The following is a 379-nucleotide window of genomic DNA, read 5'->3' as shown; positions in this document are numbered from 1 at the left end:
GTCTTACAAGGGCATTCTCTCTGAAGAGGGCGACAAGTGGAAAGTGGACTGGAAACCAAATCTCATCTTCCCGCAAATGGAGAAAGGAGATACCATCAAGGTCAAATCAGACCCTGCTGTCCGCGGAAACATTGTCGATCGAAAAGGACGTACGCTGGCAGAAACAACTGGTGGAAACGCACTTGGCATCATCCCGGGCAAGCTCGGAACAGGAGAAGAAAAAGAACGCAATATCAAAAAAATCAGCAAAGCTTTTGATATAGAGGAAGAACTAATCAACAATCAGCTGAAACAAGCATGGGTCACAGACGACACGTTTGTCCCGCTCAAATCGATGTTAAAACAAAAGCCAATTCCAAAGGACGTCAATGGCGTTACC

General features: G+C 45.9%; 1 protein-coding gene. It reads left to right on the top strand.

Features of this window, described 5'->3' with window-relative positions; translation table 11 throughout:
* Nucleotides 1-379: NTF2-like N-terminal transpeptidase domain-containing protein (locus tag GFC01_RS18640; RefSeq protein ID WP_279233524.1), on the top strand; the 379-nt coding region annotated here is incomplete at both ends.

The sequence above is a fragment of the Desulfofundulus thermobenzoicus genome (assembly GCF_009428905.1).
In the GTDB taxonomy this organism is placed as follows: domain Bacteria; phylum Bacillota; class Desulfotomaculia; order Desulfotomaculales; family Desulfovirgulaceae; genus Desulfofundulus_A; species Desulfofundulus_A thermobenzoicus.
Note: the sequence above shows the minus strand (reverse complement) of the source record. Positions and strands in the feature narration are given on the sequence as shown.